Source organism: Nannocystis sp. RBIL2 (assembly GCF_026626745.1).
Classification (GTDB): domain Bacteria; phylum Myxococcota_A; class Polyangia; order Nannocystales; family Nannocystaceae; genus Nannocystis.
Window position 1 is genome coordinate 5,816,455 of sequence record NZ_JAPNJW010000001.1, and the last position, 22,194, is coordinate 5,838,648.

Annotated in this window: 12 protein-coding genes; 4 read left to right on the forward strand and 8 right to left on the reverse strand. The window is 71.9% G+C overall.

Translation table 11 applies throughout. The features are described 5' to 3' along the window. Nucleotides 1-8: 8 nt before the first annotated feature. Nucleotides 9-1,589: an SUMF1/EgtB/PvdO family nonheme iron enzyme gene (locus OV090_RS50820; protein WP_267706359.1), complete on the forward strand. Its 1,581-nt coding sequence runs from the start codon at nucleotides 9-11 to the stop codon at nucleotides 1,587-1,589. 33 nt (nucleotides 1,590-1,622) lie between these two features. Here OV090_RS50820 and OV090_RS23175 read toward each other — a convergent pair whose 3' ends face one another. The 6 genes from OV090_RS23175 to OV090_RS23200 form a co-directional block, all read right to left on the reverse strand. Next, nucleotides 1,623-2,222 (reverse strand): hypothetical protein, encoded by a 600-nt coding sequence (locus tag OV090_RS23175; protein ID WP_267706361.1) that lies wholly within the window; start codon nucleotides 2,220-2,222, stop codon nucleotides 1,623-1,625. A gap of 159 nt (nucleotides 2,223-2,381) precedes the next feature. After that, entirely contained in the window at nucleotides 2,382-3,047 is a 666-nt protein-coding gene (locus OV090_RS23180; RefSeq protein ID WP_267706363.1) for a hypothetical protein, read from the reverse strand. A gap of 120 nt (nucleotides 3,048-3,167) precedes the next feature. Continuing rightward, nucleotides 3,168-5,243: a prolyl oligopeptidase family serine peptidase gene (locus tag OV090_RS23185; RefSeq protein ID WP_267706364.1), complete on the reverse strand. Its 2,076-nt coding sequence runs from the start codon at nucleotides 5,241-5,243 to the stop codon at nucleotides 3,168-3,170. A gap of 65 nt (nucleotides 5,244-5,308) precedes the next feature. Next, entirely contained in the window at nucleotides 5,309-6,265 is a 957-nt protein-coding gene (locus OV090_RS23190; RefSeq protein ID WP_267706366.1) for an ADYC domain-containing protein, read from the reverse strand. A gap of 230 nt (nucleotides 6,266-6,495) precedes the next feature. After that, nucleotides 6,496-10,341 carry an SUMF1/EgtB/PvdO family nonheme iron enzyme gene (locus OV090_RS23195; RefSeq protein WP_267706368.1) on the reverse strand — a complete coding sequence of 1,282 codons (3,846 nt, stop codon included), beginning with the start codon at nucleotides 10,339-10,341 and terminating at the stop codon, nucleotides 6,496-6,498. A 93-nt stretch (nucleotides 10,342-10,434) separates the two neighbouring features. Then, on the reverse strand, nucleotides 10,435-10,926 hold the full coding sequence (locus tag OV090_RS23200) for a hypothetical protein (protein ID WP_267706370.1): 492 nt from the start codon (nucleotides 10,924-10,926) through the stop codon (nucleotides 10,435-10,437). Nucleotides 10,927-11,008: 82 nt separating this feature from the next. On the opposite strand from OV090_RS23200, the gene OV090_RS23205 reads away from it, so the two are divergent. After that, nucleotides 11,009-12,211 carry a hypothetical protein gene (locus OV090_RS23205; RefSeq protein ID WP_267706372.1) on the forward strand — a complete coding sequence of 401 codons (1,203 nt, stop codon included), beginning with the start codon at nucleotides 11,009-11,011 and terminating at the stop codon, nucleotides 12,209-12,211. 197 nt (nucleotides 12,212-12,408) lie between these two features. On the opposite strand, the gene OV090_RS23210 is transcribed toward OV090_RS23205, so the two are convergent. Next, nucleotides 12,409-16,917, reverse strand: coding sequence for a UvrD-helicase domain-containing protein (locus OV090_RS23210; protein ID WP_267706373.1), 4,509 nt, complete (start codon nucleotides 16,915-16,917; stop codon nucleotides 12,409-12,411). Then, a complete protein-coding gene (locus tag OV090_RS23215) occupies nucleotides 16,914-19,850 on the reverse strand; it encodes a PD-(D/E)XK nuclease family protein (RefSeq protein WP_267706375.1) in 2,937 nt (978 codons plus the stop codon). The genes OV090_RS23210 and OV090_RS23215 overlap by 4 nt, the downstream gene beginning before the upstream one ends. Nucleotides 19,851-20,174: 324 nt before the next feature. On the opposite strand from OV090_RS23215, the gene OV090_RS50825 reads away from it, so the two are divergent. Continuing rightward, nucleotides 20,175-21,320 (forward strand): O-antigen ligase family protein, encoded by a 1,146-nt coding sequence (locus tag OV090_RS50825; RefSeq protein WP_267706378.1) that lies wholly within the window; start codon nucleotides 20,175-20,177, stop codon nucleotides 21,318-21,320. Continuing rightward, entirely contained in the window at nucleotides 21,317-22,186 is an 870-nt protein-coding gene (locus OV090_RS23225) for a glycosyltransferase family 2 protein (RefSeq protein WP_267706379.1), read from the forward strand. Before OV090_RS50825 ends, OV090_RS23225 begins: the two co-directional genes overlap by 4 nt. The last annotated feature ends 8 nt before the right edge of the window (nucleotides 22,187-22,194 follow it).

Here is a 22,194-nt window from a genome sequence, read left to right on the forward strand (position 1 = left end):
CTGGTGGCGTGTCCGCCCCCCGTCCGGCCGCGCTCGCGTTCGGGTTCGCCGTGCTCCTGTCCTCCGGGACAGGTTGCCGCAACGCCAACCTCGCCAGCGCCATGGCCCAGACGCCGACCTACGAGCCGGAGGGCCAGACCCGCTGCGGGGTCGCGCGCAGCCACGCGCGGCCGCTGATCATCGAGTGGCCGGCGCACGACCGCAGCGAGCTCGAGACCCTGGTGGCCGAGGGCGAGCGCATGGTCGCGGTCCGCTACGCCGGCTGCGAGATGGAGCTGCTGCGCGGCTGCACTGCCGCGGGCAGCTACCGCTACCAGGGCGTGCAGCCGAAGCGCGAGGACTACGTGTTCAAGCGGGCCGACGACCTGTACGCCAAGATCCCCCTCGGCGCGGCCAACCTCGAGGCGGAGCTCGAGCGCCACGGCGCGCTGACGCTCGGCATGACCGTGGTCGGCCGCTGGCAGGGCGGCCACGGGCGGCCGGCGCGGATCGACCTGCGCGGCGACTGCGAGCGGGCGACGCACGTGATCTCGGGGCTGTCGGTCGGGGCGTTCCGCCTGTCCTCCGAGGCAGGTGCGGAGATCCGCGGCGAGGTCGGGTGGATGAACGCGGGCGGCGGAGCCGGCTCGTCGGCGGCGCGCGGGCTGGTGCGCAGCGACGGCGACCTCGGGGCCTGCGGCGACGACCGCGGCGACGGCCCGCCGAACCGCTGCCGGGCGCTGCTGCGGGTCGAGGTCGAGGCGATCCGCGAGCCCGCGGAGGTGGCGGCGGCGCGGGCCCGCCAGGTGTGTCCGCGCGACGCGGCGCTGGTCGAGGGCGGCCGCTTCCGCGCCAGCGTCGGCGGCCAGGTCGAGGTGGCCGACTTCTGCCTCGACCGCGAGGAGGTGCGTGTCGCCGACTACGCCGCCTGCGCCGCCAAGGGCCCGTGCTCGGAGGCCGCCACCAGCGCCCGCTTCAAGACCTCGGTCGCCGAGCTCGAGTGGGCCAGCGCGCAGTGCAACGGCGACCGCCAGGGCAAGCGCCGCCACCCGATCAACTGCATCAGCTGGAACCAGGCCGCGGCCTACTGCCAGTGGGCCGGCGGCCGCCTGCCGACCGAGGTCGAGTGGGAGTGGGCGGCGCGCGGCGGCGAGCAGGAGCGCACCTACGCCTGGGGCGAGCAGGAGCCGGGGCCGCGGCTGGTCAACGCCTGCGGGGAGGAGTGCGCGCGGGCGCGGGCGCGGCTGCAGCCCGAGCTCAAGCATGGCCTGAAGGACATGCCCCCTCCGACATGGCTCAAGTTACACAACAAGAGCGACGGCGTGGTCGGCACGGCGCGGGTCGGCAGCTTCGCCGGCGGGCGCGGCCGCGGGCAGGTGGCCGACCTGGCCGGCAACGTGTGGGAGTGGACCGCGAGCGCGGAGATCTCCTATCAGACCGGCGAGGAGCAGCACATCGGCTGGGGCGGGCCCGACACCGGCCGCCGCGCCACCCGCGGCGGCGGCTTCTTGTCGACCGACGACGCCGACGTGCGCACGACGGCTCGCCGCTTGCGTGACCTGAAGGACAGGCGCCCCGACCTCGGCTTCCGCTGCGCCTACGACCCGTGAGGCGGGAAAATCAACCTGGCCTGGGGGACAGGTTCACCACGGACACAGCGGGCGGCAGGCCGCCTTGAGGCAGGCGGTCAGGGACTCCCACGCGGTCATCGACGGGCTGTCGGGAGGGCCGTAGAAATTCATGGTGGCGGCGCAGGGCGCGTCGCATTCGTCGCCGTAGCAGCCGTTGGTCTGGGCGCACTGCTGGATCGCCGTGCAGCCCTCGTCGGCGTGGCACGCGTCCCACAGCATCAGACAGTCGGTGCAGATGCACGCGTTGCACTCGTCGCCCGGATCGACCTGAGCCAGGCAAGCCTCGACCGGGTCGAGCATCGTCGTGCTGCTCGCGTCGCTGGTGGTGGTCGTCTCGTCGCCGGTGGTGGTCGTGGTGGTGGTCGTCGTCGTCGACGTGCTCGTCGTCGTGCTCGAGCTGCTGCTGCTCGAGTCATCGTCGGTGGGCGACGTCGCGCTGCCGGCGTCGCTGCCGCTGCTCGCGCTGCTCGAAGTCGAGCCCTCGGTGCCGTCGGTCGAGGCGCCGGTGACGTGGGTGGTGACGATCGTGGTCGAGCCGTCGCCGCTGTCGCGGCAGGCGGCCAGGGCGAGCGCCGAGGCGAAAACGAGGGCGGCGGGGGGGAGCCGGTCCATGCCGCCCGACGATACCCGCTCGCTTGCGCGCCGGTCAAAATCGCGCAAGAGGCGCGAATGTGACCTCGAGCGGGGGCGAAAACAAACGCCGGCGCAGAGGCTGCGCCGGCGTGGAGCACCGGAGGGTTCAGGCCCGGTGCGAGGCGTGCGAGCCGCGGCTCAGCACTGGCCCTGGCACTGCTGGTCGACGCAGGTGCCGATGGCCTGGGCCTTCATGCCCGACGGGCCGAACGGGCCGCCGTTCATCTGGATGACCATGCCGCACGGCCCGAGGCAGTCGATGCCGCCGCAGCCGGCCTCCTGGGCGCAGTCGCGGATCGCCTGGCAGCCGGGATCCTCCGAGCAGATCTGCAGCTCCTCGAGGCACTCGGTGCAGGCGCACTCGCCACACGGGTCGCCCGGGTTCACGGCGTCGAGGCACTGCATCAGCTCGTCGTCCGTGGTGTTGCCCTCGGTCGTCGTGGTCGTGCTGGTGGAGGTGTCCTCGGTCGTCGTGCCGGGCTCGGTCGTCGACGTGGTCGTCGTGCCGGGCTCGGTCGTCGTCGTCTCGGGCTCGGTCGTCGTCTCGATCGGGCCGGACGTGGTCAGCGGGCCGGTCGTGGTCGGGTCGTCGCCGGTGATCGAGGTGCCGGTGCCTTCGGTGCTCGGCGTGTTGGTGGTGCCCGGCTCGGTCGTGCCGTTGGTGGTGTCGGTGGTGTCCGTGGTGTCCGTGGTGCCCTGGGTCTCCTGGACGTTGGTGTCGCTGGTCTTGCCGTCGTCGCCGCAGGCGCCGAGAGAGAGCAGGGCGAACGCCGTCACAGAGCTGAAGAAGAAGTTGCGAATCATTAGGTCAGTGCCTCCTGAGGGGGCGCCTGGCGCCCTTTCCGCCGCACCCTAACACGCCCCCCGTGCAGGTGAACCAGAAAGGAGCGAAAAGGCGCGCGCGCTCGCGGACTGTGACGCGCTTCACAACTGCGTAGCAGGCCCGCGCGCCGGCCCGGTCGCGGGGCTCGCAGACGCGGGTGAGGCGGCGACCTTCTGCAGCATGTCGAAGCGGGCCTGATAGAGCTCGGCGAGCCGCCCCAGGCCCTCGATGTGGTGGCCCTGGCCGGCAAATTCGACCAGCGTGACCGGCTTGCCGAGCGCGCGGGCCTTCTCGTAAAAGGCGCGCGACTCGCCGACCGGCACGCGCCAGTCGTTGCTGCCGTGGGTGAGGAGCAGCGGGGCCGCGAGCCGGTCGACGTGCGTCAGCGGACTGCGATCCTTCATGCGCGCCAGGTCGTCGGGCCGGCCGGGGTCGCCGCTCTCGAGCACCACCCAGTCGGGGATGTTGCACTGGTCGTGGAAGCTCTTGATGTCGGAGAAGCCGGCGTGCGCCAGGCCGAAGCCGAACTCGTAGGCGTCGCTATGTCCCTTGGTACCTGGCGGAAAGGTCAGGGCCCGCATGGTCGCGTAGCCGCCGTGGCTGCCGCCGAACACCCCGATCTGCGCTGGCCGCAGGCCGAGGGTGCGCTCGGCCCAGCGAGCCACGTGGAACAGGTCGACGATCTCGTCGCCGCCGAGGTCGCGGTCGTTGAGGGCGGCGAACGCCTTGCCGAAGCCGTCGCCGCCGCGCACCGTGGGCGACACCACGGTGAGGCCGGCCGCGCACATGACGTGGGCGAAGGTGCTGTAGCGGTTCTCGCCGCCGTAGAACGCTTCGATGAGGGCGAGGCGGCGGCTCGGGTCGGCCGGCGCGTGCAGCGGGGTGAGCACGAAGGCGTGCAGCTCGCGCGGCTTGCCGGTGGCCTTGTCGCGGTCGAAGGTCGGGATCTTGACGCGCTCGGCCTTGCACTGGACGACCGCCTCGCGCACCGCCGGGGTGAGGCCGACGCTCCAGCCGCGGCCGAACGCCGGACCCTGAGCGTCGGCGAGGACGCTCTGGACGTTGAGCTCGAAGTACTGGTCCGGCGCCTCGTGGGTCCAGAGCACCCGCCCGCCGCGGCCCTCGAGCACGTCGGCCGCGCCGGGCAGCTCGCGCGCCGCGAGGACCTTGCCGCTGCGCGGGTCGATCACCGCCAGCGACGAGCCGAGCGGGCTGCGGTGCACGCCGACCACGCCGATGTCGGTGATCGACGCCGAGGTCAGGTCCTCGGTGAAGCGCGTCAGCTGCTTCACTGCGCCTGTCTTTCGGGACATGCTGAAGAGGTTGCGGTAGCCGTCGTCGTTGGCGAGGAAGAGCGCGGTGTCGGCGTCGAGCCAGCCCTCGAGCAGCTCGGCGTCGGTGCGCGTGAGCTTGGGGTCGGTGACGACGCGGACGGCCGGGCGCGCGGCGGTCAAGTCGACCGCGACGAGCTGGGTGCGGTTGCGGTCGCCGTCGACCTGCGCGGCGAAGTAGACCTCGCGGCCGTCGGGCGAGAACCGCGGCAACGACCATGTGAACGAGAGTGCAGGCGTATCGCAGACGACCTCACGCGCCGCCTTGCTGGCGACGTCCATGACACGCAGGCAGGTGCGGTACGGCGGCGCCGCACCGGCGCGCGGGAGGTAAGCGATCTGCGATTCGGCGTCGTCGAGGCCGAATCCGTAGACGTAATCGTGGTCGGTGACCTGCTCCAGAGCGCCTGTCTTCAGATTCAGGGTCCACAGATTCATGTGCTCGTCATTGCGAGCATCGGCGTGCAGCCATAGCGTGTCGCTGGCGGCGTGGTGGTGCAGGCGCCACAGGCTGCGCTGGGACCAGTCGACGTCCGACACGGTGACTGCCCGCGCCAGGCTCTTCGCCTCGTCGCCGGCGAGGTCGAGCATCTGCAGCTCGTAGCGCTCGCCGGTCTTGAGCACGAACAGCTTGTCGGTGCGCAGGCTCGGCATCCATTGCACATACGGGAAGCCGGTGAGGAACGGCGCGAGGTCGACGGCGCGGTCGAAATAGCGGACCACGCCGACCTCGGCCGCGGGCTTCGCCTCGCCCGCGGGCGGCTCGGCGTTCGGATAGGGCTTCGCCGCGTTCGGGGGGGCGCAGGCGGCGAGCAGGGTGAGCGACGCGACGAGGGGGCTGCGCATGGCCCTACCCTGCTAGCAGCCCACCGGCGCCCAGGGCAAGGGGGGCGCCGGCAGCGGCGCGCGGGTCAGAGCGGATTGGCCTGGGTCATCAGCAGGCCGCCGAACTCGCTCGGGTTGTCATTGGTGCAGTAGGGCAGCACGCCCTTGCCGGCGGCCACGCACTCGGCGATCACCGTCGCGCGGGCCCACGACTGCCGTCGCGGCGTGTTGAGGCACACCGCGCCGTTCGGGCCCCACTTGGCCTCGACCGGCCAGACGGTGCCGGGCTCCTGGATGCTCCACTTGTCGCTCACGTCGATCGGGTTGCCGTTGACGGTGTGGGTCGCGCCCGTGCCGCAGTAGTCGGCCCGGATCATGCGCACCGCGGCCTGATGGGCGTCCTTCAGCGAGGTGGCGCCGGCGCTCCGCCACGGCGCGTAGCCCCACTCGACCGCCTTGGCCAGGGCGGCGCCGCGGCAGGCCCAGGTGAACGCGTCGGGGTACTCGAGCCGGCTGCCGGTGCTGTCATCCCACGCGAAATTGAGGGCGATCGCCTCGGTCGGGTTGCTGGCGCCGTCGCGGCACAGATAATCCCAGGTGGCGGCGTCGACCTGGTAGCGCACGTCGTTGAAGTAGATGTCGGTGTCGGTGCTGCTCTGCACGACGCTGACGATCCGCAGCTTCTTGTTCTCATAGCTGCCGGGCACGACCTCGTAGTCGAAGTCGTACTCGGCGCCCTGGAGGTCGGCCCCCGAGCGCTGGATCGAGTCCAGCAGCGCGGTGATGAGGCTGCCCGCGGTGATGGCGAAGTTGTCGAGCTCGGATGTGTTCATGCGCATGCCGTTCATGCGCATGCCGTTCATGCGCATGCCGTTCATTCGCATCCCGTTCATCCGCATCCCGTTCATCAGCGGGCCGTTGAGCTCGATGCCGTTGTCGATCACCGTGCGAAACGTGATGTCGTCGTCGATCGGCGTGCCGACGTGGGCCTGCTCAAGCGGCTCGTCGCATCCGACCACGGCGACGGACAGCGCAGCGACCACGAAAATGTTCTTATCAAGCGAAAGCGTAAACATGTCGTCCCCTCCCCGAGCGCCGGCCAATCCGGCGCCACCGTCCCCTTCATAACTCGGGTGGTCCGAGATTACGAGCGACGCAGGACCGCGAAATCTTCGCAGCGCAGCGCTGTTCGGGCGCCCGCCCGCAGGGTCTTCGACTATTGTCGACTGCCGCCTTCGCACCCGCGAATCATCGCGCAGAGCGGATGACCTCTTCACGATCCGCCGTTCGGCCGTGTCGTCGGGACCGAGGCGCAAACACGCAACCCGAGCGTCGAATCGCGGGTGTCCGGAGACCACGGATAGCGGTTGACGGAGCGACAGGTCACCTCGTCGTAATAATAAGCCCCGCCACGGATGATGCCCTCATTCGCGGCCAGGGACGAAGTCGTCCACTCCCACACGTTGCCGACCAGATCGTCGACGCCGAACGGGCTGCGCGAGGCCGGGTGGGCGCCGCCCACATCGGGCCCGCCGTGCTCGGCGACGCGGGCGTAGGTCTCGTCGAAGTTGGCGTCGGCGCGCGTGATCGTGTCGGCGTGGGGGAAGTTGCGAGCGTCGGCGCCCCGGGCCGCGCGCTCCCACTCCCACTCGGTGCAGAGCCGGGCGCCCGGGACCCGCCCGGAGCGATCGAGCCAGGCGAGGTAGGCGTGCGCGTCGTCCCACGAGATCGCCGAGACCGGCATGTCGAGCCAGTCCTGCTCCGCCAGCGCCTCGCGCCCGGCGTACCTCAGCGGCTCGCCCGCGCGGGCTGTGTACGTGGCCTCGCCGGCCTTCATCACCAGCCGCCAGCCGCCCTCGTGCGGCTCGAGCCGCACGCCGACGTGGAACTTGTCGGCCTCGACGCCCGGGGTCCGCAGCGCTCGCTCGGCCGCGGGCAGGTCGTCGAGGAAGGCGATCCAGTCGCGGTAGGTGGTCTCGCGCCGCGCGATCGCGTAGCTGCCGGTGACGACCTCGTGCTGCGGCGCGGCGAAGAAGAACTTGCGGCGGATCGTGTCCTCGTCGGCGCTGCCGAACAGCGACGCGCCCGCGGCCACGAACGCGAAGCCGGCGGGGATCGCCGAGGCCGGCGGGAGGTCGAGGGCGAGCTTGCGCTGCTCGGCGCGCTTCAGCAGGACGGGGTAGAAGATCGGCTCGCGCCCGTCGACCGCGATCTCGAGCAAGTACGAGCCCGGCGCCAGCTCGAGCGGCGCGACCGGAGCCGGGCCCAGCTCGCGCGGCTCGACGAGGACGTAGCGGTGGTCGTCGTCGCGCTCGTAGCGGGCGATCTTCACGCTCGCGACGTCGGGCGCGACCGCGACCGCCAGCGAGGCGGGCGCGCTCCAGCGGGCCTGCCGCGAGCCGTCGTCGTAGAGCTTCACGCGGGCGATCAGCTCCTCGGCCAGCTCGGGCCGGTAGCGCTCCTCGGCCAGCACCGCCCGCTCGTACAGCGCGTCGGCGATCAGCTGCTTGGCCTCGGCGTGCAGCGGGTCGAAGCCGAGAGCCACCTCGGAGGCCGAGATCGCCTCCTTGTAGGTGCGGTCGGCCTCGTCGAAGCGATGCAGCGTGCGCGCCCACTCCTCCTCGCCGCCCGGCACGTCGCGCGCGTCGAACTTGCGCAGGGCCTCGACGCGGCTGGTCCCGGCCGCCTGGTCGTGCGCGTGGGCGGCGGCGAAGGCCTTGCGCGCGCGCGCGAGCTGGCCGTCGAGCTTGCCCGCCAGGGCCCGCGCCTCCTGGACCTTCACGCCGGCGAACGCGAGCCCGGCGACGAGCGGCAGGGTCGCGACCGCGGCGCGCCGCAGCCAGCGACGGCGCCGCAGCTCGGTCGCGCTGGCCGCGAGGAACTCGCGCTCGCGCGCCCGCAGGCTCGCGGCCTCGAGCTTGTCGGCCTCGCCGAGCTGCTCGTCCGTCCACAGACCGATGCGCCCCTGGCCGAGGCGCTGCCACTCCACCGCCGCTTGCTCGAGGCGATGACGGATCTCCCGCGACTCGCGCTCCTCGTTGATCCACCGCTGCAGGGTGCTCCAGTTGCGGATCAGCGCCTCGTGGGCGATCTCGTGGACAGTGCCGTCCTGGGCCTCGCGCGCGACCACGAGGCGGCCGCGGACCAGGGCCTCGAGCGCGGCCTCGCTGGCCGGGTCGGCGCTGACGAGGTCTTCGAGCGGCAGGCTGGCGCGCGTGTCCTCGATGGTGACGAGGCGCATCAGCAGGCGGCGCACCGCGATCCGCTGCGACGGCGGCAGGCCGGCGACGACGTTGTCGGCGTGGCGCGCGAGGGCCCCGGTGACGCGACCGATGCGCTCGAGGTCGGCGGCGGTGATGATCTTGCTGCCGGCCTCGCGGGCCTCCCACAGCTCGGCCAGAGCGAACTGCAGCAGCGGCAGGCTGCCCTCGACGCCGGCCTGGATCAGCTCGTCGACGAGGCCCTCGGACTCGAAGTGGACGCTCTGCAGCGCGGCCGGGCCGACGATCGCCTCGCGCATGCCCTCGCGCGTGAGCGGCGTGAGCAAATAGACCGCGGGGTTGATGAACGGGCCGAGCTGCGGCAGCGCGGCCGCGCGGGTGAGGAAGTCGCCGCGCACGCTGGCGAGCAGGCGCAGGCTCGGGATGCCGGAGGCGAAGGCGGTGAGGAAGCGGCCGAACGGCTCGACCTGCGGCGCCTCGCTGAGGGTGACGAGCTCCTCGAGCTGGTCGATGAAGAGGATGAAGCCGCGGTCCTTGCCCTGACGGCGGGCGAGCAGGCGCACCAGGCCCTCAGGCTCGCCCATCAAGAGCGTGCGCAGGGCCTCCTCCTTGAGCGTGAAGTGAGAGGCGAGCGCGGACACCAGCGTCTGCAGCGGGCGCCGGCCGGGGATCATCGCCAGGCTGCTCCACGTGCGGCCGCCGACCCCGGGCGGCTCGCTCGCCTGCGGCAGCACGCCGGCGCGGCACAGCGACGACTTGCCGACGCCCGAGTCGCCGGCGACGAGCACGAACGACTGCACGCGCAGGCGATCGACGACCGCGCGGATCTCCTGGACCCGGCCGAAGAAGACCGCGCGGTGGCGGGCCTCGAACGCCTGCAGGCCGCGGTACGGGTTGCCGTGGATGACCTCGGCGATCGGCCCGGTGGTGAGCAGCAGCTCGAGCGCGGTGCACAGCTCGTCGGCCGAGGCGAAGCGGGTCGTCGGCGAGCGCTGCAGGCAGCGGTCGATCAGCGCGGCGAAGCGGGCGTCGACGCCGGGCGCGACCTCCTGCAGCGGACGCGGGACTGTCTCTTGGGACAGGCGAGCGAGCTCGAGCGTGCTGCTGGCCTCGATCGGCGGGTGACCGGCGCACAGGATGTAGAGCAGCGCGCCGAGGGCGTAGATGTCGGAGCTGCGGGTAGCCGGCTCGGCGCGCCACAGCTCGGGCGCCATGTAATACGGGGTGCCGACGAGCACCTCGGAGCTGTCCTCGACATCAGCGGCGCCCGACAGGCGGCCGGACAGGGTGCCGTCGAGCGAGGCGACGACGTCGACGCGCGGCGACCCGAACGTGACGGTGTCGCCGAGGTGGCCGTCGATGTCGACGATCGCGGGCAGCGGCGTCTTGAGGTCGGGCAGGCGCGGGCTGCCCTGCGGGACCAGCTTGGCGAGGCCGAAGTCGAGGAGCTTGATCTCGCCGAACTCGTTGCGGATGACGTTGGCGAGCTTGATGTCGCGGTGCAGCACGCCCTGGCGGTGCGCTGCGGCCAGGCCGCGAGCGAGGCCCACGGCGATCGTCAGCGCCTCCTGCCACGGCAGCGCGCCCTTGATCTCCGACAGCGGCTGGCCGCGGACGTACTCGGAGATGATGTAGAGCCGGCCCTCGAGCTCGCCGATCCGGTGGATCGACATCACGTTCGGGTGGGCGATGCGGGCCGCCGCGCGCGCCTCGGTGACGAACCGATCGCGCGTGCGCGGGTTCGCCTCGCGCGCGTTGATGAACTTGATCGCTACCGGCCGGTCGAGGATCGTGTCGTGGCCGAGGAACACGACCCCCATGCTTCCGCTGCCGAGCACGCGGACGAGGCGGTACTCATCGAACTGTTGCGGAAGGGTCCATTCGCCGGCGGCCGACATCGATTGCGCGTCGACCGCTCCTTTCAACGTTTCCTGGATGCCGGCAAGTATATACGGCGCAGGCGCCGCTCCGAGGCGCTGCGAGCCCTTCGCTCAACCGACGGCGCCGCCGGGCCCTGACCATGCGCCGCTCGCGGATCCGCCGCTGCGGGCGTCGGCACCGGAGCCGTGGGCCAGCCGTCGTCCCTCGACCTGATACAAGAACTCGAGCGCGGCGTCGAAGCTGCCGCCCTCGCCGACGACCTGCACGACGATCGTGCCAGTCCCGGCGCCGATCTCGAGCACGAGCCGGCGCGAGGTGCCGTACAGCAGCACGAGCAGCAGCGCCACGCCGAACAGCCCGTAGGTGATCGTCCGGTCGTACTCGAGAGCGGCGATCCCGAGCACCGCCGTCACTGCCGCGAGCCACAGCAGCCACGGCAGATGATGACGTCCCAGCCGGACATATTGCACCGCGTCGACCGGGATCGACGTCAGCGCCGCCGACGAGCCCTCGCGCGCCTCCTGCCAGATCCGGTGAGAGGTCAGCGTGACGTCTCGCCAGTTGGAGATCAGGTGCTCGCCGCGCAACAGCTTGCGGTTCATACGGTCGCGAGCATGCTACCGCCGCCGCGAGGAGCGGGAAAGCGCGGCGCCGGGGCGGTCGGGGCCGGGTTATTCTGGCCGCTTGTCGGTGCGGACGCTGCTGACCCTGGTAGCGAGCGGATGGCTCGTATACGCGGCCTGTGACGCCTCTGCGGGCCCTCCGGCGCGCGCTGCCGAGCGGCCGGCCGCGGCCGCGGTGCCGCTGGCGACGGCGTTGCCGGTTGCAGCTACACCGGACGGCGCAGCGTCCGCAGACAGCGACTGGGGCGGACCACCAACGACCGCGGGCGGGCCGACGCCGCTGACGCCGTCGCAGGCGGCCGCGCTGGAGCGGGTGCGGTCCGAGCGGATCTTCGTCACCCCGCTCGAGCACTTCACGGTCAGCAACGAATATCGCCACGCGCTGTGGTTCCCGTTCATGCGCGAGCTCGGCGGGGTCTACGTCGGCGTCGCCTCCGACCAGAATTACACGCTGCTGGCCGCCGCTCGCAGCGAGTTCGCGTTCCTCGTCGACATCGACCGTCAGGTCGTCGACCTGCACCGGATCTACGCGGCCCTCATCGCAGCGGCGCCGGACCCCGCGGCGTTCCTGGCGCTGTTCGAGGTGCGGGCCCGCAGCGCGGCGCACGAGGCGATCGCGGCGGGGCTGGCGAGCGACAGTCAGGACCAGCGGAGCCGGGCGCAGGCGCTGTTCGAGGCGCAGCGCGAGACGCTGGCGGTGTACCTGCAACGGGTGCGCGAGGAGCAGGCCGGCTCATGGTTGGCCGACCCCGACGCGTACACCCATGTCCGCAAGATGTTCGCGGCCGGACGGATCCGCGTCCTCCAGGGCAACCTCACCGGCCGCACGACGATGGCCGACATCGCCGCGGCCGCCCGCGCCCTCGGATCGCCCGTGACCGTCCTCTACCTCAGCAACGCCGAGGACTATCTGTTCTACACCGACCGCTTCGCCGCCAACGTCGCGGCGCTGCCGAGCGACGGGCGCAGCGTGCTGCTGCGGACGATCCACGACCGCTTCCCCGGCTGGGAGAGCGCCGAGGGCGACGCGCGCTGGAACTACCAGGTCCAGGCGCTCCCTGACTTCCAGCGCCGACTCGGGGAGCGCTCCCACGGTCGCAATCAGGACCGCACGTCGATGCTGTCCGCGGCCCTCGCCGCCGGGGCAGTCGAGCGCAAGGCTCGCGGAGTGAGCGTGATCGCCCTGCACACCGCCACGCCCGCCGGCGGGGGAGATCTCCTCGTGGCCCGCGCCAGCGACTCCGACGACGCGCGGCGAGACTGACGCCGCGGGAGCGTCGTCGATCGCAGGTCCCTTCGGACATGTCCCGAGGGCGCGTTCTCCCGCCGAATCGGCGCTGGATGGGGCCCGGGCGGGTACCGCCGCGCTCAGGACATGTCCCTGAGGACACGCCTCATCGAACACGTCCTTCAACACATGCTCGGTCGAACATGTTCGTTCAAACAGCCGACACGAGCGCTTCACACCGCGAGCACGGCGTCGGCGCCGGGGAACAGCAGGACGACCTCGACCTGCTTGCGCTCGAGGCCGGCCTGCTCGGCCGCCGCGGCGCGCCAGGCGGACACCGCGTCGCGGTAGCCCTTGGCCCGCTCCTCGGCCTCGGACAGCTTCTCGATGTTGTCGAGGCAGAGGCCGTAGACGGTGGCCTTTTGCACATGTCCTTCGAGACCGATCGGATCGTCCTCGCCCAGGTCGAGGTCGAGGTTCGGATCGAGCTCGAGCACGAGGCGGGCGATCTCGCCGGTCTGGAGGGCGCCGCTGCCGTCGAGGCGGGCGAACGGGATCTGCCGCTCGACGCGCGAGCCGGCCGGGTCGCGCTCGCCGCGGCTGAGCGCGGCGCGCAGGTTGGGGCCCTCGAGCACGCGCAGGAACTCCTGCACGCGCGCGCGCACCCACGTCTCGTCGCGGCTCGGCGCGGCGGCGCGGACGATCGCCTCGAGCTGCGGGGTGCTCGGGTTGAACTCCTCGAACCAGGAGATCTCGCCGAACAGCGCCCGCATGGCCGCGCCCCACTGGGACAGCGGCGTGTCGGCCAGGTGCATGTGGTCGGCGACCGTGCGGCCCGGGTCCTGCGCCATCACTGCGGCGCGCACCAGCGGGCCCTGCGAGGGCAGGAAGCTGAGGCTCGTCGGCTCGCTCGCGGTCGCGTCGGCGGCCGGGCGCTCGCCAGCCCGCGGGCCCGACGACTCGAGGTGCGGGTCCGACGGGTCGAACACGTCGGGCGCGACGTAGGCGTGCGGCGCCAGCCAGCTGCGGTCGCCGTACTCGAACAGCACGCTGTCGGGCTCGACCGGCCCCTCGTGGAGCGCGTGGATCAGCAGCGCCGAGGCCTTCGCCGGCGCGCCGCGGCTGCCCTCGCTCGGCGGGTCGACCAGCATGAACAGGCCCTCGCGGGCGCGCGTGACCGCGACGTAGAGGAGGCACAGGCTCTCGTGGGCCAGGCGGTCGATGTGCTGCTCGAAGATCGGGCGCAGGTCGTCGAACTGCTGCCACATGTCCTTCGAGACATGTCGGGCGATCCGCACCACCGGCCCGGCGTCGCCGTCGCGCTCGTAGACGACCTTGAGCGTGCGCGTCGAGGCCAGCTCGATCTCGAGCTCGGGCAGGATCACGATGTCGAACTCGAGGCCCTTCGACTGGTGGACCGTCATCACCTGGACCGCGGAGGCGGCCGGGTCGGCGACCGGGCGGGTCTCGACCATGGCGACGAACTGGTCGCAGCGGAGGGTCCGCCGCTCGTCCCACACCTGGGCCAGCTGGATGAGCTGCATGCAGCGGCGGTACTGCCGCTCGTCGACCTGGCCGGCGATCGCCCGCACCCACTGCTGCAGCGTCGGCGCCAGGCCGTCGCTGGCGATCTGCCGGCGCACCCGCGCGGCGACGCGGCGCTGCAGGTTGCGGTCGTCCTTGTCGAAGCCGACCACCTGTCCCAAAGGACTGGCGAACACGTTGAAGCCGGCGATCGAGTGATCGGGGTGATCGGCGAGGCGCAGGAGGTCGAGGATCGCGTTGACCGCCGGCGCGTCGGTCAGCGGACCGCCGCCGCGGCCGGTCGCCGGGATCTTCAGGCGCGTGGGCCCGAGCTCGTACAGGACGCGGCCGACGGCGCCGTTGGTGCGCAGGAGCACGCCGATCGTCTTGCCCGGGTGGCGGTGGTACAGCTCGGCGACCAGCGCCGCGGCCTCCTGCAGGCGCAGCGCCTGCCGCTTGCCCTGGTCCTCGCAGCGGCCGACGGCGCGCACCTGGACGTAGCCGGCGATCTTGCGGGTGGTGGTGTGCTGCTCGAACTCGGAGTCCCAGCGCCGGGCGGCGTACGGGTAGCGCAGCAGCGTCGGGTTGTCCTTGAGGTTGGTGAAGATCTTGTTGACGACCTCGATGACCGCCGGCGACGAGCGGAAGCTGGTCGCCAGGGTCTCCTTGTGCAGGACCTGGCCGCCTGGCCGATGGAGCAGGTCGTCGAGGCGCGAGAGGATCTCCGGGCAGGCGTTGCGCCAGCCGTAGATCGACTGCTTGACGTCGCCGACGCAGAAGAAGCTGCGCTCGTCGGTCGAGTACGAGACGGTCTCGTCGACGATCGGCCGCAGCGCGTTCCACTGCTGGATGCTGGTGTCCTGCATCTCGTCGAGCAGGACGTGGCGCAGGCGAGCGTCGATGCGGAAGCAGATCTCGTCGAGGTGACCGGAGAGGTCGGCCTGCGCGAGCGCGACGGTGAGGTCGGCGAAGGTGAGGACCTTGTGCTCGCGCTTGACGCGGCGATAACAGCTGTCGAACAGCTGCAGCAAGGTGCAGGTGGCCCGCGTCTGCTCGATGACGCGGCGGCGGAACACCCCGCGCGCGTGGCCCAAAAGCCGCCGGTAGGCGAACACGGTGCCCGGGGCGATCGGCTTATTGTAATAGACGAGCTCGTTCTCCGCGACCTTCTTGGCCAGGCCGGTGTTGAAGAACTCCATCCAGTCGTCGGAGCTGCCGGTGCGGCACTGCTCGGCGCGCTGGCAGTCCTTGGTGTGGGCCTCGATGCCGCGCTTGCCGAGGTCGGTCGGCACCGCGAAGCGCAGCGCCGCGATCGCGTCGTCGAGCTCCTGCTCCCCCAGCGTCGGCTCGGGCGCGATCGCCTCCCACGCGGAGGTGTCGTGGGCCTCGCGGTAGAGGTCGTAGAGCGAGCTGACCGTGTTGTCGATCGTGTCGGTGACGGCCCGCTCCGAGCTGCCCTCGGTCAGCGAGGCGAGCAGCTCGATGATCGCCTCGGTGTCACCCTCCTCGAGCATGAGGCCGATCGCCTCGCGGCGCAGGCGGAAGGCCTCGTCCTCGTCGACGATCCGCGCGTCGGTCGGCAGGCCGAGCTCGAGCGAGAAGCAGCGCACGATCGTGCCGAAGAAGCTGTCGAGCGTGCGGATCTGCAGGCGGTGGAGGTTGTTGGCCAGGCTGGCCAGGAGGTCGAGCACGCGCGTGCGCGCGAGGTCGCGGTGCAGGCGATGGCCGAGCTCGTCGCGCTTGGCGGCGTCGTCGGCGGCCTCGGCGAGGGTGCGCAGGATTCGATCGCGGATCTCGCCGGCCGCGGCGCGGGTGAAGGTGCTGGCCAGGATCGAGTACGGGAAGGCGCCCCGGCTCAAGATCTGCAGGTAGCGGTTGGTCAGCTGGTAGGTCTTGCCCGAGCCGGCGGAGGCGAGGATCCGCATGTGCTCGAGCCGGTGCCCGCCCGTGAGCCGCGGGTCCGGCGGCAGGTCGAGCGCGGCCTCGGCGACCCGCTCGGCCTCTGCTATCACCGCGAGGACGTCCTGCCGCGGCGCCGGCGGAAGTTCTTCGAGGACCTGCGACCTGTCCTTTCGCGCATGTCGCTTGCGGGCGTGCGGCGGGTCGAGCACGACCGCCTCGGCCAGGGCGATCGCGTCGGCGAGGCTGTCCGCCGGGCCAGGCAGATCGGCGGCCTCGCGGTGGCGGTCGAGGGCGTCGAGCTCGCCCAGGCCGGCGCGCATGTCCTCGGCGACGACCTCCCGCTCGGCGCCCAGCTCGGGGTCCGACGGTTCGAGGCGCGACCACTCGAGGTCCTCCGAAGGAATGCTCTCAAGACCAGGCTCGCGCTCGGAGTGCGAGACGACATCGGTCTGCGCGGCGCGGGCATCCGCGCGGCGAGGGTGCGTGTCTCTCGACTCCTGGGCGCCACCCCCGGCGGTCTGCTCAGGCTTCACGCCCCGCGAGCGCCTGGCCGCAGGAACCGATCGCTCCGCGTCCGTCGGCTCCGCGAGGTAGCGCTCATCGAGCGCTACACCCCAAACCTCGGGCTTGTCCGCGAGGACAGGCCGCTCCGCCTCGCCCGTCGCTCCCGCGACGACGGCTCCTGGGCTCGCCGGCGTGTCGCTCGCGCCCCGCGACTTCCTGCCGGTCGGGACAGCTCCGCTCGCTTGCGCGTCCGTCGCGTGCAGCTGCCTGTCTGTCGGGACAGGCACGTCGCTCGTACCGCGCGGCTTCCTGTTCGTCGGGACAGGTCCGTCCGTCGGCGTGTCACTCGCGCTCCGCGCCGTCCTGTCCGTCGGGACAGGTCCGTCTGTCGGCGTGTCACTCGCGCTCCGCGCCTTCCTGTCCGTCGGGACAGGCCCGCCTTCGGGCGTGTCGCTCGCGCGGGGCGTCTTCCTGGTCGTCGGGACAGACCCACCGGCCTGCGTGTCGCTCGCGCCGCGGGCTTGCCTGTCCGCAGGGACATGTCCTTCGCCGCGGTCGCCCTTGCGGCCGCGCTTGCGCGGCTCGGCGATCGGCTCCGCGGGCTGCGGCGCCGGCCGGGCGGCTGCCTCGGCGCTGCGGGCGAAGGCGCCGGCGACCGCGTTGAAGAGGTCGCGGGCGGGGCGAGCGACCTGGCGCGGCGCGGGTCGGTTGCGCCTGGCCTTGCGGACAGGCGGAGGCTGAACCGCGGCCGCCTCGGGCTCGCCGAACAGCCACAGCGACTCGGGGCGCGGCGGCTTCTCGGGGTCGCTCACGCCTCGGCCTCCAGGTCGTCGGCGCCGCCGAACACGCGCGTCTGGCAGATGTTGGCGAAGTCGTCCTGGTAGCGGGCGGCGAAGTCGCCCATGATGTCGAAGCGGCCGGCGCGGATGCTGCGGACGATGTCCCGCGCGGTGCCGACGGCGTCGTCGAGGTCGGCCGGGGTCCAGCGCGCGATGTGCAGCGCCTCCTGCTCCGGCTTCTTCGGCAGGTTCATGTAGGCCAGCTGCACCGGCCCGGTGTAGCCGTGCTGGGCCGCGAGGTGGTGGTAGAGCGGCAGCTGCAGGTCGCTCCACTGGCTCGCCGAGCCGCGCGCCGCCCGGTGGGTCTTGTCGGGGCTGTGGCCGGACTCGCTGGTCTTGTAGTCGATGATCATCCACGAGCCGTCGCGGATGTTTTGATCGATGCGATCGATCTTCCCCTTGAGCCGCATCGGCGCCTGATCGGGAATTTGCAGAAATGTCTCTTCGGGCAGCTCGAACTCGCAGCGGCGGATCTTCCACCCGTCGGCGCGGCGGCGGGCCTGGTGCGGCGCGAACGCGACGAGGCGCTGGCGGAGGCGGGAGATCTGGATCCGGATCGCCGGCAGCGGGCGCGCGCCGAAAGTGTCACGCGCGCGGTCGTCGAGCACCCCGTCGAGGTACTTGGCGATCGCCTCGGGGTCGACGCTGTCGGCGATCGCCGGGTCCTCGCCGAAGCGCTGCAGGACGTCGTGGGTCAGGTTGCCGAACTGCAGGGCGTCGAGCTCGACGGCGCTGTCGTCGACGAGGCGCAGGCGGCGGACGTACTTGAGGTAGTAGCGGAACGGGCAGCGCAGGTACCAGCCGAACTCCGTCACCGTCATCGCCGGAGGCTCGACGAACGCGCCGGGCTCGGGGATCCGGAAGCCCGAGGTGGCGCCCGAGGGCGGGGCGCCGTACGGCAGGGCCCAGCGGCGCGCGTGGTTCGGATCGCAGAGGCGGAGGATCCGCGCGGGCAGGCGCTCGAGGTCGCCGGCGAGGAGGAGGCGCGAGGGCGTGAGCGGCTCGCCGTCGGCGGCCTGGCGCCCGGCGATGAAGGTGCACTTGACGCGGCTGCGGCGGATCGCCTCGATCAGATAAGCGTCGCGGGCGTAGCGGCGGCCGTTGCTGAGCACGCCGAGGTGCTCGCGCAGGCCGTCAGGCAGGAACGCGTCGGCGGTGACCGCCTGCGGCACGGCGCCGTCGTTGCACCCGGCGAGCACCAGCACCGGCGCCGGGTCGTGGTGCAGCTCGAGCCAGCCGAGCATCTCGATCTGGCCCGAGCGCGGGTCCTCCGGGACGCGCAGGCCGGCCAGCTGGGCGAGCACGAGGCGCAGCGCGGTCGGGCCGTCGACGTCGGGCTGGAGGCCGGGCGCGGCGCCGGTGAGGCCGCCGAGGTTCTTGGCGATCTCGATGCAGGTGTTGGCGACGCGCTGGTCGCTGATCGCCTTGGCGTGGACGTCGAGGTGGCCGTAGGCGTTGCGCAGGACCTCGAGGATCGGCTCGAACCACTGCGTCAGCGGCCGGCGGTCGCCGACCAGCGGCGAGTACAGCTTGGCGACGATGTCGTGGAGGATCTGCATCCGCCGCGCGACCTTCTCGTCGCCGAGCCAGGCGCTGCCGAGGTTGTCCTGCAGGTGCTCGGTGTGATAGCGGTCGAGCACCGTCAGCCACTCGACGATCGTGTGGTCGTCGGCGGCGACGTCGTTCTTGCTGTCCTTTGGGCCCTGTCCTTCGAGACCTGCGCTGAAGGGCACGTCCGCGGGGGCCTGCTCGACCGGCTTGCTCTCGGCCCACTCGGGCGCGGGGCCGGCCTGCGGCTTGGCCTTGCCGAGCAGGCGGCGGACGAAGCCCTCGACGTCGGGGTGGCGGATCAGCGCGGCGAACGGGAAGAACCGCGGGTCGCGGACCCACTCGAGGCCGGCCTGCAGCAGGCGGAACGGGCGGCCGTGCAGGGCCAGGAGGCCGCGCGGGTCGTGGACTGCGATGTCGGCCCACTGCCCGGCCTGGGTCATGGTGGGGGCGAGCTTCTCGTCGCCGAGGCCGATCGTGACCTCTTCGGGGCGGTAGGCGCCGCGGAGGTCGGCGAGGCAGCGGATGACGGCCTGGGCCTGGTCGGCGGGGCGGTCGGCGATGATGAGCTGCTCGTCGGGGATCTCGATCGGGCGGCCGGACCAGAAGTTGCGCTCGACGCAGCCGTCGGCGTCGAAGCCGGCGTAGAGGTTCTCGGGCGCGTGGATCAGGGCGGTGGCCCGGTCGCCGTAGGCGCGGACGATGGCCCGGTGGACGCGGGCGAGGTCGACGACGCCGACGAGCACGAGCTGATGATCGGGGTCGACGGGGGTGGCGCCGTCGACGAGGGCCGCGATGACCTCGCGGCGCCGCTCGTGCGGGCAGATGCGGTCCTCACGGGCGAGGCGCTCGCGGTAGCGGGACTCGAGGCGCTCGAGCACGGCCCAGCGCTCGGCCTCGCGTTCCATGTTCATGCGCGCGGCGACCCGGGCGACGTCGCGGAGCGAGAGCAGCTCGGCCGACAGCTCGTCGACGACGCCCGCGACGGTGCCCGCGAGCTCGTGCCAGGCCGGCCAGTCGTAGAAGTCGGGGCGGCTCGGCACGAGCGGCGTGATGTGCTCGGGGCGGGCCTCACGCAGGACGTGCATCCACGCGAGGGTGCACTCGAGGGTCGAGGCGGTGCGGGAGTCGCCGGGGACCAGGAGCTCGGCGAGCGCCCCAGGGGTCAGGACCTGCGGCGGGACCAGGCGGAGGCCGCGCTCGGCGCATTGCCGGAGCAGCAGGTGAAGCAGGACGCGGCCGGCACGGGCGCCCGGCAGCACGCAGCGGACCGCCCGGAGGTCGCAGCGACGACCTTCGGCGTGGCGCTCGATGAGCCAGGCGGCGGCCGCGGGGAGCAGCGGCCCTTGCCAGTCCAACCATTGACGCTGCATGGGCCTCTTGCCGGACAGGCAACCTACGAAACGAAAAGGGGCCGTGCAAGGGCCGCGGCGCGCCGGAGATCGCTCGAGCGCGGCTGGGGGCTGCTAGATCCATCGGACAGATCGGCCAGGTGACCGCCGCGAGTGTGAGGTCCGATACAGACTCGGAAGTTCGGCCGATCGCCGGAGATTCGCGGCTTTTTGCGGCCTCGCCGGATTTGTCGAAAATTTGACAGGCTCCGCGGCGGCGCCATGGCCGTGACCCTCACGCGCGGCAGGGGTCGGCGTCCGGCGGGGTCGGCGTGGTAGCGTGAGGACCGGGTGTTCACGACGGTCTTCGCCGCGGCCGCCATGGTCCTGACCCTGGCCCTGCCGCCCTTCCCGCAGGGCCTGACCATCCTGATCACGATGTACCTGCTGCTGGTGACCCTGGCGGGCTTCGGCGGCTTCCTGCGCTCGTCCGCGGCCAGAGCGCAGGTCACCCTGCTGCTGCCGTGGGTGCTGGCGCTGATCGTCGGGCTCGCCGTCGGCACGATCGGCGGCAACTCGCTCGGGCAGTCGCTGGAGGACGCCCTCTCGTACCTGCTGTTCGCCCTCGGCCTGTGCGCCGGGCGGGCCGCGAGTCGGCCGCGGTGGCTGTTCGCGGCGGTCCTGCTGGTCGCGGTGGCCGACGGCCTGGCCTCGCTGTACCTGATGCCGACGTGGGACCTCAGCCGTTACCGGTCGGTCTACAACTACTTTAAGATGGCGATCGGGCACCCCCTGGTCGGGCTGTTCTGCGCCACGTTCCTGCTGCACTTCGTGCAGAGCCGGTCGCTGCGGCGGGTCTGCTCGCTCTCGCGCGCGGTGCTGGTGGTCGTGGTGATCGCCACCGTGAGCCGCGGCATGGTCCTCGGCATGACGCTCGGGTGGCTGACGAGCCTGTCGATCCGCTCGCCGCGAAAAGGTGCGCTGGTGGTCGGGCTCGGGGTGCTGGCGGCGGTGGTGTTCGCCACGGTGCTGTCGGACTTCGCGGTGACGTACCTGCGCCTCGGGCAGCAGGGCACGGTGGACGCGCGGGTGCGGGAGATCGAAGAGTGCCTGCATATCTTCGCCGAGAACCCGATCTTCGGCGCCGGCCTGGGCGCGGAACTCGAGGTCGACGGCCATCATGCCAGCTACGTGCACAACATGGTCGCGTACCACCTGTGGAAGTTCGGACTGTTCGGCTCGGCGCTGTTCGCCCTGCCGGTGTTCTCGCTGGCGCGGCAGGCGATGCGCACGCCGGTGCACCTGCGCGCGACGATCTTCTCGGGCGCGGTGGCAGTGATGCTGTACGTGGTCACGGCCGCGTCGTACAAGAGCTACATCCTGGTGCCGATGGTCGGCATCGTGGTCGGCGCGGCGCTGCAGGTCTCGCTGCCGGCGCGGGCCCAGGTGGGCGGCTCGCCGGCGCTGCAACAACATGTCTCGAGGGCCCGCTCATGACACCGTTCGCCGTCGTCATCCTCACGCGTGACGAGGAGCTCAACCTGCCGAAGGCGCTGGCGTCGATCGCGGGCCGCTGCCCGGTGCTGATCGTCGACTCGAACTCGGTCGACCGCACCGAGGCGATCGCGGGCGAGTACAAGGCCGAGTTCGTGGTCCACAAGTTCGAGGACTACTCGAAGCAGCGCAACTGGGCGCTCGAGCAGGTCGAGGACCGCTTCGAGTGGATCTACTTCCTCGACGCCGACGAGGAGTTCACGCCGGCGCTGTGGGACGAGGTGCAGGCGACGATCCAGCGCGACGACCTCGACGGCGCCTACGTCCGCTGGGACGTGCGCATCCTCGGGCGCAAGCTCAAGCACGGCGAGTTCACCCACGCGATGATGCTGCGGCTGATGCGGCCGAAGGTGGCCCGCTTCAGCCGCGGGATCAACGAGCGCGTCGACGACAAGGACCTGCGGATCACCGTGCTCAAGGCGCGCATGATCCACCGCGACGCCAAGCCGATGTCGGAGCTGTTCCGCAAGCACGTCGGCTACGCGGCCCGCGAGGCCAAGGTCTACGTCGACGGCCTGAGCCAGCAGCAGCGGCTCGCCGAGCTGCACCTGCGCACCAAGGCCGGCCGCGTGGCCGTGCTGCGGCGGATCTACAACAAGCTGCCGCTGTTCGTGCGGCCGTTCATCAACTTCAGCCGCGCGCTCGGCCTCGGCGCCTGGCGCGACGGGATCCCCGGGGTCCTCCACGCCGGCATGCACGCGCTGTGGTACCCGATGCTGATCGACCTGCTGATCCACGAGGAGCTGCTGCGCCGCGCGGGCAAGCTCGACGAGGAGTTCGCGCCCCGCTGGGGCGGGGAGGACGCGTAGTGGCGGCG